The following is a 13733-nucleotide window of genomic DNA, read 5'->3' as shown; positions in this document are numbered from 1 at the left end:
CCCCCGCGTCCAGCGCGACCTGGATGAGGCAGCCCAGCTCGCGCCCCGCCCGTACGGCCTCCTTCGACAGTGCCGTGACCAGCCGGGAACGGTCGACGGACTGCACGATATCGGCATAAGCGGCCACGGATCGCACCTTGTTGGTCTGAAGTTGACCAACGAAATGCCAAGTCAGCGGCAGATCCGCACACTCGGCGGCCTTGGGCGCCGCCTCCTGGTCCCGGTTCTCGGCCACATGGCGCACACCGAGTTCCGACAGGGTCCGCACATCCGCGGCCGGGTAGGTCTTGGTGACCACGATCAGGGTCACCTCCTCACGCGGCCGGCCCGCGGCGGCGCACGCCGCGGCGATGCGCCGCTCCACCTTCGCCAGATTCGCGGCGAGTTCTTCTCTACGGTCGTCGGTGCGGTCCGTCATGCGTCCGTCGTGCTCCATCAGTCCAGCCAGACATAGCCCGCGAGCCGACCGGTGGTGCGGTCGCGGCGGTACGAGAAGTGGTCCCCCGACTCCCGCGTGCACACCGGCGACTGCTGCCGGTCGTGCACCCCGAGGCGCTCCAGTTGCGCGTGCACCCCGGCGCTCACGTCGACGGCCGGAGTGCCCCCACTCGTCTCGGCGTGCGCCGCCGGCTCGACGGCCGCCACCTCCGCGCGCATCGCCTCGGGCACCTCGTAGCAGCGGCCGCACACGGCGGGTCCGGTGCGGGCGACGATCCGGGCCGGGTCGGCGCCGAGTCCGGTCATGGCGCGTACGGCGGCGGGGACCACTCCGGCCACCATGCCGGGCCGTCCGGCGTGGGCCGCGGCGGCGACACCGGCGACGGGGTCGGCGAGCAGCACCGGCACGCAGTCGGCGGTGAGTACGGCGAGGGCGAGACCCCGCCGCCCGGTCACGATCGCGTCGACGGACGGGATGTCCGCCGCGGCTCCCCACGGACCGTTCACCACCGCCACGTCCGCGCCGTGCACCTGGTTCATCCAGACCACCCGGGCCGGGTCGAGTCCGAGGGAGCCCGCCGCCCGCTCCCGGTTGGCGCGTACGGCGCCGGGGTCGTCACCCACCGCGCCGCCGAGGTTGAGCTCCTCGTACGGAACGGCGCTCACCCCGCCCCACCGGTCGGTGAAGGCGAAGTGCGCGCCGTTCACGGTGTCGTGCTGTCCTATCACTTGAGGAAGTCCGGTACGTCCAGTTCCTCGGCCGCGCTGTCCGTGTAGGTGGGCCGCGGCGCCGGCGTGACCGGCGGGGCGGCGGGCGGCAGGTCGTGCACCGGCTCCGGGGCGGCCGGCTCCGGGTCCTCCTTCGGCGTCACGCTGCCCAGCGAGCCGAAGGTCGGGCGGCTCTCCGGCTGCCGCACCGGCGCCGGCTCCTCGCGGCGGGCCGGGGACGGGGAGGATGCGGCGGCGGTCGAGCCGAGGACGTTGTCCCGGCGGGCCGGCGGCTGTCCGCCGTCGAACCCGGCCGCGATCACGGTGACCCGGACCTCGTCGCCGAGGGCGTCGTCGATGACCGCGCCGAAGATGATGTTGGCCTCGGGGTGCGCGGCCTCGCTGACCAGCTGGGCGGCCTCGTTGATCTCGAACAGGCCGAGGTCGCTGCCGCCGGAGATGGACAGCAGCACGCCCCGTGCGCCGTCGATGGAGGCCTCCAGGAGCGGCGAGGAGATCGCCATCTCGGCGGCGGCCACCGCGCGGTCGTCGCCGCGGGCCGAGCCGATGCCCATCAGGGCCGAACCGGCCTCGGACATGACCGACTTCACATCGGCGAAGTCCAGGTTGATCAGGCCGGGGGTGGTGATCAGGTCGGTGATGCCCTGCACACCGGACAGCAGCACCTGGTCCGCGGACTTGAACGCGTCGAGCACGCTGACCTGGCGGTCCGAGATGGACAGCAGCCGGTCGTTGGGGATGACGATGAGCGTGTCGACCTCTTCGCGGAGCTCGGCGATGCCGTCCTCGGCCTGGTTGGCGCGGCGCCGTCCCTCGAAGGTGAACGGGCGCGTGACCACGCCGATGGTGAGGGCACCGAGCGAGCGGGCGATGTTGGCCACGACGGGCGCGCCGCCGGTGCCGGTGCCGCCGCCTTCACCGGCCGTCACGAAGACCATGTCGGCCCCCTTGAGGACCTCCTCGATCTCCTCGCGGTGGTCCTCGGCGGCCTTGCGGCCGACGGCCGGGTTGGCTCCGGCGCCGAGTCCGCGGGTGAGTTCGCGGCCGACGTCGAGCTTGACGTCGGCGTCGCTCATCAACAGCGCCTGCGCGTCGGTGTTGATGGCGATGAACTCGACGCCCTTGAGACCGACCTCGATCATCCGGTTGATGGCATTGACACCACCGCCGCCGACACCGATGACTTTGATGACTGCGAGGTAGTTCTGCGGTGCTGCCACGTCGAAGGCCTCTCGCCTCGAGTTACGTGTCGCCGCCTCGCGGCCTTGCCGCGAACCGACGACTGATGCCGAATGGGACGGTCCGAACGCCGACCCGAACCCTAACCCTGAAGTTTAGGGTTACCAGTGTGCCTGTTCCCTGAAGTCTTCGGAACAGGACACTAAGTCGACAAGTGGCGCCCGTTCAACGAACACGCCGAACCTCCCGTTTTTCTTTTCACCCTATGTGATCAGGCATAGCGGTGCCCAGCCAGGGTGCTGGCCTGCACGGATACCCGTCAACTCCCTGTTGAAGCCGGGGCGGTGGGAACCCTGACGTCGAAGTGCCGGGCGTCGGGCGCAGCTTTCATCAGCGCGGTGAGCGCGCGGGCCTTCAGGCGGCTGCCCTCGCTGCTCCCCCAGGCGACGGTGCGCCCGTCGCTCAACTCCAGCGAGATGTCGTCGTAGGTACGGACCTTGACGACCCTCGTCTCGCGTGCGACCGCGGCGGGAATCCGTCCGGCGACCGTGACCGCCTCGCGTACGAGCCGGCCCTCGCCGAACCGCCGCAGGCTCGCCGCCGCCGAGTTCGACCGGGAAAGTGGCAATTCCAGGACGGGTACACCTTTCGGCGCCTGGGAAACCGTGGCGAACCGGACACCCTCGCGGTCCACTTCGACGAACTTTCCGCCCTTTTCCTCCACCATGACCGGAGTGCGCTCGACCACTTTCAGCTCGATTCCGTCGGGCCATGAGCGCTCGACGTCAACCGAGTCAATTCGGGGCAATTCACTGCGCAGCCGGACCGCGACCGCGTCGGTGTCGACCGAAATCAACGGGCTTCCCAACCGCACCTGCGCGACGGCGCGCACCTCCTCCGGGGTCAGGAACCGCGTCCCGGAGACGGACACGCGCTTCACGTGCGTCCACTCGGAGCCGTACAGCACCCACAGCGAACCGGCATTGAGGAGCAGCACGGTCAGCGAAAGGACGACGATCGTACGAGGACGCATCCGCCCGAACCGGGGGGCCGGAGGCGGGCCGGACGACTCCTGCTGGCGTTCACCGCGTTCGGCGGTGGTCGGTCCGGCCACGCTCTCAAGCCCTTTCGTGCATACGGTCCATACGGCCCTAATGGCGCGAGGCGATCGCCTCGTACACCATGCCGACGAGCAGCTCGTCGGCGTCCCGGCGGCCGAACTCACTGGCGGCGCGGGACATCTGGTACAGCCGGTGCGGATCGGCGAGCACGGGCAGGACGTTCTGCTGCACCCACTCCGGGGTGAGTTCCGCGTCGTCGACCAGCAGCCCGCCACCGGCCTTGACCACCGGCTGGGCGTTCAGCCGCTGTTCGCCGTTGCCGATGGGCAGCGGGACGTAGACGGCCGGGAGCCCGACGGCGGAGAGTTCGGCGACGGTCATCGCGCCGGCGCGGCAGAGCATCACGTCGGCCGCGGCGTACGCGAGGTCCATACGATCAAGGTAACTTACCGGGATGTAGGGAGGCATTCCCGGCATCTGCTGCACCTGCGGCAGTTCGTTCTTCGGGCCGACCGCGTGCAGGATCTGGATGCCCGCCTGCTGGAGCCGGGGCGCGACCTGCTGGACGACCTCGTTGAGTCGGCGGGCGCCCTGCGAGCCGCCGGAGACCAGCAGCGTGGGCAGGTTGGGGTCGAGCCCGAACGCCGCGCGGGCCTCGGGGCGCATGGCCGCCCGGTCCAGGGTGGCGATGGAACGGCGCAGCGGGATGCCGATGTAGCGGGCGCCCCGCAGCTTGCTGTCGGGGGTGGAGACGGCGACCTGGGCGGCGTAGCGCGAGCCGATCTTGTTGGCCAGGCCCGGGCGGGCGTTGGCCTCGTGGATGACGATGGGCACGCCGAGCCGCTTGGCGGCCAGATAGCCGGGCAGGGCGACATAACCGCCGAAGCCGACCACGGCGTCGGCTTTGGTGCGCTCCAGAATCTGCTCGGCCGCCTTGATCGTGCCGCGCAGCCGGCCCGGGACGGTGATCAGCTCGGGGGTGGGCTTGCGTGGCAGCGGCACCGCCGGGATCAGCGCGAGCTCGTAGCCCCGCTCGGGCACGAGCCGCGTCTCCAGGCCGCGCTCCGTGCCCAGGGCCGTGATCCCCACGGTCGGGTCCTGCCTGCGCAGGGCGTCCGCGAGGGCGAGCGCGGGCTCGATGTGGCCCGCGGTACCTCCGCCGGCGAGTACGACATGCACCGAAATTCACCGCTCTCCGGACGAACGCGCCGCCGAGGCACGCCGTCGCATCGTGTTCCATCTCCGAGGCTCGCGACCGGATGCGCGGTCGTGTGTCCGGCCGGACGCCAAGCCTCCTGCCCGCTTTCTACCAAAGCGAGGTTGCCGCATGGCAAGCGCCGCCCGCGCGGCGGGCTCGTCACGCGCGAACGCGATCAGCAGCCCGACGGCGAACATGGTCGGCAGCAGGGCGGATCCTCCGTAGGAGAACAGCGGGAGCGGGACGCCGGCGATCGGCAGCAGACCGAGCACCGCACCGATGTTGATCACCGCCTGAGCGGTGATCCAGGTGGTCACGCCTCCCGCGGCGTACCTCACGAAGGGGTCCTCCGTGCGTCCGGCCACGCGGATGCCCGCATAGCCTAGAGCCGCGAACAGGGCGAGCACCGACAGTGTGCCCGCCAGACCCAGTTCCTCACCGGTGACGGCGAAGATGAAGTCGGTGTGGGCCTCCGGGAGTTGACCCCACTTCTCCACGCTGGCACCGAGCCCGGAGCCGAACAGCCCGCCGGAGGCGAGGGCGTAGATGCCGTGCACCGCCTGCCAGCACTTGTCCGTGTCGGTGGAGCCGACGCAGGCGAACCGGTCGAGCCGGTTGGGGCTGGTCTGGATCAGGATGGCGCCGATCACGGCGGCGAACGACAGCACGCCCACGAACAGCCGGGTGGGCGCGCCCGCCAGCCACAGCAGGCCGAACAGGATCGCGGTGAGGATGATCGCCGTACCCATGTCGCCGCCCAGCATGATCAGGCCGAGCAGCATGAAGGCGACCGGGACGAGCGGCACCAGCATGTGCTTCCACTGGGCCAGCAGCCGCCTGTCCTGTTTGCGCGCGATCAGGTCGGCGCCCCACAGCACCAGGGCCAGCTTGCCGATCTCGCTGGGCTGGATCTGGAAGGAGCCGCCCAGCGAGATCCAGTTCTGGTTGCCGTTGACCGCCATCCCTATCCCCGGCACCTGCACCAGCGCCATCAGGAACACCGCGCCGGCCAGGATCGGATAGGCCAGCGCCCGGTGCAGCTTGACCGGCATCCGGGCGGCGGCCAGCAGCAGCCCGGTGCCGATCACGGCGGCGAGCAGCTGCTTGCGGAAGAAGTACGAGCCCGGCAGCGCCTTCTGCAGCGCGGTGATCTGGGAGGCCGAGTAGACCATCACCAGACCCAGCACGGTGATCAGCAGACTGCCGCCGAGGATCAGGTAGTAGGCGGTGAGCGGCCGGTCCCAGGCCCTGCGCGCGCGGACGATCAGGTTCCGCGGGGTGTTCTCGCGCGTCGGCCGGGCGGCGGGCCGCTCGGGGGTCCGCTGCGCGGGCGGGCGGCCGATACGGCTGCCGGGGCTACCGGGCATCTGAGCCTCCGCTGTACGTCGGCCGCGCAAGTCCGGCTCGGCTCACGGGTCCCACGCCTCCCTCCCGAGGTCGCCCGGCAGCGCAGGCGGCCGGGGTCAGGCGCCGAGTTCGGCCACGGCCTGGGCGAACGCCTCGCCGCGCCTGTTGTAGTTGGCGAACATGTCCATGGAGGCGCAGGCCGGAGCCAGCAGTACCGTGTCGCCCGGCCGTGCGAGCCGCCGCGCCTCCTGGACGGCCTGGAGCATCGCCCCAGTGTCGGTCCGGTCGAGGTCGACGACGGGTACTTCCGGGGCGTGTCGCGCGAGGGCGTCGCGGATCAGGGCGCGGTCGGCGCCGATGAGGACGACGCCGCGCAGCCGCTTCGCCGCTCCCGCGGCCAGTTCGTCGAAGGTCGCGCCCTTCGCCAGACCGCCCGCGATCCATACGATCGACTCGTACGCCGCCAACGAGGCCTCGGCGGCGTGGGTGTTGGTGGCCTTGGAGTCGTCGACGTAGGCCACGCCGTCCACGTCGGCCACGTGCGCGATGCGGTGGGCGTCGGGGGTGAAGGCCCGCAGGCCGTCCCGGACCGCCTGCGCCGGCACGCCGTAGGCACGGGCCAGGGCCGCCGCGGCAAGGGCGTTGGCGATGTTGTGCGGGGCAACGAAATGGGGGCGCGAAGCGCCTTCCCTGGAAGGGTGGTGGCGGGCGACGGGCGGGCCGATGTCAGAGACCTCCGCCAGCTCCTGGGCGTTGCGCTGCCGGTCCTCGACGAAGGCGCGGTCGACCAGGATGCCGTCCACGACGCCGAGTTGGGAGGGGCCGGGCGTGCCCAGGGTGAAGCCGACGGCCCGGCAGCCCTCCTCGACGTCCGCCTCGCGCACCAGGTCCTCGGTGGCCCTGTCGGCGGCGTTGTAGACGCAGGCGACGCGGTTGCCCTCGTAGATGCGGCCCTTGTCGGCGGCGTAGGCCTCCATGGAGCCGTGCCAGTCCAGGTGGTCCGGGGCGAGGTTGAGGACGGCGGCGGAGTGGGCGCGCAGGGAGGGCGCCCAGTGCAGCTGGTAGCTCGACAGCTCCACCGCCAGGACGTCGTACCGCTCCTCGCCGAGGACGGCGTCCAGCAGCGAGACGCCGATGTTGCCGACGGCCGCCGTGCGCAGGCCCGCCGCCCTCAGGATGGAGGCGAGCATCTGCACGGTCGTGGTCTTGCCGTTGGTGCCGGTGACGGCGAGCCAGGGGGCGGCTTCCCTGCCGTCCAGGCCGCGCAGCCGCCAGGCGAGTTCGACGTCGCCCCAGACGGGGACGCCGGCCCGCTCGGCGGCGCGGAAGAGCGGCTTGTCCGGCTTCCAGCCGGGCGCGGTGACGATCAGCTCGGTGCCGTCGGGCAGGGTGTCCCCGTCACCGAGGCGCACGGTGACGCCCAGCGCCTCCAGCTCGGCGGCCTGTGTCCGGGCCCGCTCGTCGTCGCCGTCGTTGACGACGGTGACCTTCGCGCCGAGGCCGCTGAGGACCTTGGCCGCCGGAACCCCGGAGACGCCGAGTCCGGCGACGGTGACGTTCTTCCCCTGCCAGTCGGTCACTTGTCCGCTGCCCATCCCGCGTAGAAGATACCGAGTCCGACAATGACACAGATGCCCTGAATGATCCAGAAACGGACCACGACCAGCACTTCGGACCAGCCCTTGAGTTCGAAGTGGTGCTGGAGTGGCGCCATTCTGAAGACGCGCTTGCCGGTGAGCCGGAAGGAGCCGACCTGGATGATCACCGACATGGTGATCAGGACGAACAGGCCGCCCAGCAGCGCGAGCAGCAGCTCGGTGCGCGAGCAGATCGCGAGACCCGCGAGCACACCGCCGAGCGCGAGCGAGCCGGTGTCGCCCATGAAGATCTTGGCGGGAGAGGTGTTCCACCACAGGAAGCCGAGGCAGGCGCCCATCAGCGCGGCGGAGACGACGGCGAGGTCGAGCGGGTCGCGCACCTCGTAACAGGCGTTGGGGTTGGTCAGCGTCTCGCCGTTGGCGCAGGACTCCTGGTACTGCCAGACGCCGATGAAGGTGTAGGCGCCGAAGACGAGGACGGAGGCGCCGGTGGCGAGACCGTCCAGACCGTCGGTGAGGTTCACGCCGTTCGACATCGCGAGGATCATGAACAGCGCCCAGACGACGAACAGCACCGGGCCGATGGTCCAGCCGAAGTCCGTGATGAACGACAGCTTCGTGGAGGCCGGGGTCTGGCCGCGGGAGTCCGCGAACTGCAGGGAGAGCACCGCGAAGGCGATGCCGACGATCAGCTGGCCGGCCATCTTCGCCTTGGCGCGCAGACCCAGCGAACGCCGCTTGACGATCTTGATGTAGTCGTCCAGGAAGCCGACCATGCCCATGCCGACCATCAGGCCCAGCACCAGCAGGCCGGAGTACGTCGGCGGCTTGCCGGTGATCACCTTGCTGAGGAAGTAGGCGGCGACCGTCGCCAGGATGAAGGCGATGCCGCCCATGGTCGGCGTACCGCGTTTGCTGGCGTGCTCGCGCGGGCCGTCGTCGCGGATGTACTGGCCGTAGCCCTTGCGGGCCAGGAGCTTGATCAGCAGCGGGGTGCCGATCAGGGTCAGGAAGAGGCCAATGACACCCGCGAACAGGATCTGCTTCATCATCGGGCGGCAACCTCACCCTCGGTACCGGTCTCGAGCAGCGACTGGGCGACGCTCTCCAGACCGACCGAACGGGACGCCTTCACGAGCACGACGTCCCCCGGGCGCAACTCGCTGCGCAACAGGTCGATCGCCGCCTGTGCGTCGGACACGTGCACCGACTCCTCACCCCACGAACCCTCGTTATATGCGCCCAGTTGCAGCCAGGACGCTTCCCTGCCCCCGACCGCGACGAGCTTGCTGACGTTGAGCCGGACGGCGAGCCGTCCGACCGCGTCGTGCTCGGCGAGCGCCTCGTCCCCGAGCTCGGCCATCTTGCCGAGCACCGCCCAGGTCCGCCGTCCCCGGCCCATCGCCACGAGCGCGCGCAGGGCGGCCCGCATGGACTCCGGGTTGGCGTTGTAGGCGTCGTTGACGACGGTCACGCCGTCCGGGCGCTCGGTGACCTCCATCCGCCAGCGGGAGAGGGAGCCCGCCTCGGAGAGCGCGGTGGCGATCTCTTCCGCGGACATGCCCAGCTCATGGGCGACGGCGGCCGCGGCGAGCGCGTTCGACACGTGGTGCTCACCGTACAGGCGCATGGTCACATCACATGCACCGGAGGGTGTGTGAAGCCTGAAGGCGGGCTGTCCGCTGTCCGTGAGTCTCACGTTCTCGGCGCGTACGTCCGCTTCGCCGGACTCTCCGAAAAGGACCACCTTCGCCTTCGTACGGGAGGCCATGGCCCGGACCAAGGGGTCGTCGGCGTTGAGGACCGCGGTGCCGCCCTCCTCGGCGGGGGGCAGGCTCTCCACCAACTCGCCCTTCGCCCGGGCGATCTGCTCGCGGCCGCCGAACTCGCCGATGTGGGCGCTGCCGACGTTGAGCACGACGCCCACCTTCGGCGGGGTCAGCTCGGTGAGGTAGCGGATGTGGCCGAGGCCGCGGGCGCCCATCTCCAGCACGAGGAACCTCGTCTCCTCGGTGGCGCTCAGCGCGGTCAGCGGCAGCCCGATCTCGTTGTTGAGCGAGCCGGGCGTGAACACGGTCGGCGCCTTGCGCTGGAGCACCTGGGCGATGAGGTCCTTGGTGCTGGTCTTGCCCGCGGAGCCGGTCAGCGCCACGAGGGTCGCGCCGAGCCGGCGTACGACATGGCGGGCGAGGGCGCCGAGGGCGGCCTGCACGTCCTCGACCACGATCGCGGGCACGCCGACGGGCCGGGAGGCCAGTACGGCGGCCGCGCCCGCCTCGACGACGGCGGCGGCGAAGTCGTGGCCGTCCACGCGCTCGCCGACGAAGGCGACGAAGAGGCTGCCGGGCACCGCCTCGCGGGAGTCCCGGACGACGGGTCCGGTCACTTTCACGGACGGATCCGGTATGTCGTGCGTCTGCCCGCCGACGGCTTCTGCGATCTCGGCGAGGGAGAGGGCGATCACAAGTTCATCCCCTGGTCTTCTGGATTTTCATCCCTGGGCCTTCAGGATTCTCGTCCCCGGGTGGTGGCGGACGTTCATCCCTGGGTGTTCTGGATGGCTTCGCGAAGCACCTGGCGGTCGTCGAAGGGACGGACCACTCCGGCGATGTCCTGGCCCTGCTCGTGGCCCTTGCCGGCGACCAGCACGGTGTCGCCGGGCCGGGCCCGGCCGACCGCGGCGGCGATGGCGGCGGCCCGGTCCTCGAACAGGAGCACCTCCCCGCGCTCGTGCGCGGGCACCGAGGCGGCGCCCTCGAGCATGGTGGCGAGGATGGCGAGGGGGTCCTCGGAGCGAGGGTTGTCGGAGGTCAGCACGGCGGTGTCGGCGAGCCGGGCCGCGGCGGCGCCCATCGGCGCGCGCTTGGTCCGGTCGCGGTCCCCGCCGCAGCCGAGCACGAGGTGCACCCGGCCCTCGGTGACCTTGCGCAGGGCTCTGAGGACCGACTCGACGGCGTCCGTCTTGTGCGCGTAGTCGACGACCGCGAGGTACGGCTGCCCGGCGTCCACGCGCTCCAGGCGGCCCGGCACGCCCGGTACGGCGGCGATGCCGTCGGCGGCGGCCTGCGCGTCCAGGCCCGCGGCGGCCAGCGCCACGACGGCGGCGAGGGTGTTGGCCACGTTGAAGGGACCCGGCAGCGGCGAGCGGGCGGCGATCCGCCGGCCGTCGGGGCCGACCACGGTGAACGTGGAGTCGACCGGGCCGACCCGGACGTCCTCGGCGCGCCAGTCGGCGTCGGGGTGGCCCTCGGCGGAGAAGGTGACGACCGGGACGGTGGCCTCCTTGGCGAGCCGGCGCCCGTACTCGTCGTCGTGGTTGATCACGCCGAACCGGCTGCGCTCGGGGGTGAACAGCTGCGCCTTGGCCCGGAAGTAGTCCTCCATGTCGGAGTGGAACTCCATGTGCTCCGGGCTGAGGTTGGTGAAGACACCGATGTCGAAGACGCAGCCGTCGACCCGGCCGAGCACCAGGGCGTGGCTGGAGACCTCCATGGCGACCGCCTCGACGCCGCGCTCGCGCATGACCGCGAACAGGGCCTGGAGGTCGGTGGCCTCGGGGGTGGTGCGCTCGGACCTGATGCGCTCCTCACCGATGCGCATCTCGACCGTGCCGATCAGTCCGGTGGACTTCACGGTCTTCAGGCCGCCCTCGACGAGGTAGGCGGTGGTGGTCTTGCCGGAGGTGCCGGTGATGCCGATCTGGAGCAGGTCGCGGCCCGGCCGGCCGTAGATCGTGGCCGCCAGCTCGCCCATCCGCCCGCGCGGGTCGTCCACGACCAGGACCGGCAGGCCGGTCGCGGCGGCGCGCTCGGCGCCGGACGGGTCGGTGAGCACGGCGGCCGCGCCCAGGCTCGCCGCCTGGGTGACGAAGTCGGCGCCGTGCGCGCGGGCGCCGGGCAGGGCGGCGTACAGGTCGCCGGGGCGCACGGCGCGCGAGTCATGGGTGATGCCCGTGACCTCGGCGGCGCCGTCCGGAGCGGTGACCTCCAGCTGGCCGGCGAGCTCCGCGAGGGGGGTGGCGAAGACCCGGGCCGGTCTCGGCGGTCCCGGATACGTCACGGAAGCGCCCGTCTCGGTGGTCTGGGACTGATCAGCGTGTGGCACGGCCGTGAGCGTACCCGGCGTACCCGCTTCGGAGCGAAGCGAGGGCCGGGGAGGGAGGCTGTCGCCGGGGCCTGGAGTGATCGTTGTCACGGGCTGGTACCTGGTTGTTCCGTTCGGGTGATGCCGGGCGTGGAGGGTGTGCGGGAAGGGTGTGCGGGAGTGGTGGGCGCCGGTCACGGCTTGAAGGCGACGGGCAGGTTCGCGGGCTTGGCCCCGGTCGGCGGCACCTGGAGCGTCTTCAGCGCGAACTCCATGACTTGCTTGTAGACCGGGCCGCAGATCTGGCCGCCGAAGTAGCTGCCCGTGGTGGCGTTCTGGATCGCGCAGTAGACGGTGACACGGGGGTTGTCGGCGGGGGCGAACCCGGCGAAGGAGGACGTGTAGCCGCGGTACCTGCCGGTGTCCGGGTCCACGCGGTTGGCCGTACCGGTCTTGCCCGCGACGCGGTAGCCGGGGATGCGCGCCTTGACACCGGTGCCCTGCTCGTCGTCCACCACGGACTCCAGCATCTGCGCGAGTTCCCTGGCCGTCTTCCCGCTCACGACCCGCGTCCTCGCGGGCTCGGGGGCCGGTGTGAAGCGGCCGTCGGCGCCCTTGGTGCCGCGCACCAGGGTCGGCTGGACGCGGACCCCGCCGTTGGCGATGGTCGAGTAGACGGACGCGGCCTGCAGGGCGTTGACGGAGACGCCCTGGCCGAAAGGAATCGTGTACTGCTGTGAGGTGGACCACTTGTCGGACGGGGCGAGGATGCCCTTGGTCTCGCCGGGGAAACCGAGGCCGGTCGGTTGGCCGATGCCGAACTTGCGCAGGTAGGAGTAGAGGACCTTGTTGGCCTCCTGCTGGGTCTTCCCGAGCTGGCCGGTGGCCAGGATGGTGCCGATGTTGCTGGACTTGGCGAGCACGCCGTTCAGCGTGAGGTACCAGGTCTCGTGGTCCACGTCGTCCTGGAAGAGCCGGTCGCCGCGGTGCAGCCGGTTGGGTACGACGACGTGGGTGAGCGGCGTGGCCGCGTCCTCCTCCAGTACGGCGGCCATGGACATGACCTTGGCGGTGGAGCCCGGCTCGAAGGCGTCCTGGACGGCGGCGTTGCCGAGGGCGGCGGGGTCGGCGTGGGACAGGTCGCCCGGGTCGAAGCCGGGCGAGTTGGCCATGGCGAGGATCTCGCCGGTGCGGATGTCCTGCACGATGACGTAGCCGCGGTCCGCCCCGGACTTCTTCACCTGCTCGGCGATGGCGTTCTGGGCGGCCCACTGGACGTCGCGGTCGATGGTGAGCTCCACGTCGGAGCCAGGCACCGCGGGCGTCTCGGTGGAGCCGGCGGTGGGCACCTCGCGGCCGCCGGACTGGGCGTAGCGGACCTTGCCCGGCTTGCCGGCCAGCTGCTCGTTCAGCTGCTGCTCGAGGCCGCCGCCGCCCCTGCCCTCGGCGTTGACCCAGCCCAGCAGCCCGGCGGCGAGGTCGCCGTTGGGGTACACGCGCTTGCTGCTGGGGTCGGAGAAGACACCGGCCAGGACATTGACGGTGGTCTTGGTCCGGTCCGCCTGCGCCTTCTTCGCGAGCGCGGTCTTCAGGTCCTTGATCTGCTTCCAGACCTGCGGGGTCTGGCGGCGGGCGAGCAGCACGTACCGGGTGTTCGGGGTACGGAGCTTCTTGGCGATCACGGCCTGGTCCTGGCCGAGGATCGGGGCGAGGAGGGCGGCCGCCTGCTCGGGCCCGTCGCCGATCTTCAACTGGTCCCGGGTGAACATCGTGGGGTCGGCGGTGATGTCGTCGGCGTCCACACTGGTCGCCAGCGCGACCCCGTTGCGGTCGGTGATGCCGCCCCGCTCGGCGGCCAGCGTGTGCACGACGTACCGGTTCTCGTAGGCCTTGGCGGCGTACGCGCTCGCGTCGACGGCCTGCACCTGCAGCAACCGCACGGTGAAGACGAGCAGCACCAGGGTCAGTGCGAACCCGACCAGCCGCAACCGCGGCCGAGGGCTGCCGAGCCGAATCCGCCCGGCGGCCGGCCGCCCGGCCGCCGGGCGCCGAACCGCCTGGCCCTGTCTCTTATACACATCTGACGCTGCCGACGAATAG

At 71.2% G+C, this 13733-nt stretch carries 9 protein-coding genes and 1 pseudogene; all 10 read right to left on the bottom strand.

Annotated elements, in window-relative coordinates; all coding sequences use genetic code 11:
• A pseudogene (locus C1I97_RS17000) lies at positions 1–418 on the bottom strand (alanine racemase); the annotation flags it as partial.
• 17 nt (positions 419–435) lie between these two features.
• Positions 436–1167 (bottom strand): peptidoglycan editing factor PgeF, encoded by a 732-nt coding sequence (pgeF, locus tag C1I97_RS16995; protein WP_111004065.1) that lies wholly within the window; start codon positions 1165–1167, stop codon positions 436–438.
• Complete coding sequence (gene ftsZ / locus C1I97_RS16990; RefSeq protein WP_220040833.1) at positions 1164–2387, bottom strand: cell division protein FtsZ; 1224 nt, start codon at positions 2385–2387, stop codon at positions 1164–1166. The genes pgeF and ftsZ overlap by 4 nt, the downstream gene beginning before the upstream one ends.
• 278 nt (positions 2388–2665) lie before the next feature.
• The gene (locus C1I97_RS16985; RefSeq protein WP_111004064.1) at positions 2666–3460 is read right to left on the bottom strand and encodes a cell division protein FtsQ/DivIB; all 795 of its coding nucleotides are present in this window, start codon (positions 3458–3460) and stop codon (positions 2666–2668) included.
• A gap of 37 nt (positions 3461–3497) precedes the next feature.
• A complete protein-coding gene (gene murG / locus C1I97_RS16980; RefSeq protein ID WP_111004063.1) occupies positions 3498–4586 on the bottom strand; it encodes an undecaprenyldiphospho-muramoylpentapeptide beta-N-acetylglucosaminyltransferase in 1089 nt (362 codons plus the stop codon).
• Between the two features lie 6 nt (positions 4587–4592).
• Complete coding sequence (gene ftsW, locus C1I97_RS16975) at positions 4593–5972, bottom strand: putative lipid II flippase FtsW (protein ID WP_111004062.1); 1380 nt, start codon at positions 5970–5972, stop codon at positions 4593–4595.
• A gap of 96 nt (positions 5973–6068) precedes the next feature.
• On the bottom strand, positions 6069–7547 hold the full coding sequence (gene murD / locus C1I97_RS16970) for a UDP-N-acetylmuramoyl-L-alanine--D-glutamate ligase (protein ID WP_111004061.1): 1479 nt from the start codon (positions 7545–7547) through the stop codon (positions 6069–6071).
• The gene (gene mraY, locus C1I97_RS16965; protein ID WP_111004060.1) at positions 7529–8602 is read right to left on the bottom strand and encodes a phospho-N-acetylmuramoyl-pentapeptide-transferase; all 1074 of its coding nucleotides are present in this window, start codon (positions 8600–8602) and stop codon (positions 7529–7531) included. Before mraY ends, murD begins: the two co-directional genes overlap by 19 nt.
• Complete coding sequence (locus C1I97_RS16960) at positions 8599–10014, bottom strand: UDP-N-acetylmuramoyl-tripeptide--D-alanyl-D-alanine ligase (RefSeq protein ID WP_111004059.1); 1416 nt, start codon at positions 10012–10014, stop codon at positions 8599–8601. Before C1I97_RS16960 ends, mraY begins: the two co-directional genes overlap by 4 nt.
• 74 nt (positions 10015–10088) lie before the next feature.
• Positions 10089–11744, bottom strand: a complete 1656-nt coding sequence (locus C1I97_RS16955; protein WP_181446758.1) for a UDP-N-acetylmuramoyl-L-alanyl-D-glutamate--2,6-diaminopimelate ligase — start codon at positions 11742–11744, stop codon at positions 10089–10091.
• Between the last annotated feature and the right edge of the window lie 1989 nt (positions 11745–13733).

The organism is Streptomyces sp. NTH33 (assembly GCF_003236365.1).
GTDB lineage: Bacteria > Actinomycetota > Actinomycetes > Streptomycetales > Streptomycetaceae > Streptomyces.
This window is presented reverse-complemented; position numbering and strand designations above follow the sequence as displayed.

What these genes read in the sequence shown, in the direction of transcription:
- ftsW (WP_111004062.1), bottom strand. Translation starts at nt 5,972, where the DNA reads ATGCCCGGTAGCCCCGGCAGCCGTATCGGCCGCCCGCCCGCGCAGCGG.
- murD (WP_111004061.1), bottom strand. Translation starts at nt 7,547, where the DNA reads ATGGGCAGCGGACAAGTGACCGACTGGCAGGGGAAGAACGTCACCGTC.
- mraY (WP_111004060.1), bottom strand. Translation starts at nt 8,602, where the DNA reads ATGATGAAGCAGATCCTGTTCGCGGGTGTCATTGGCCTCTTCCTGACC.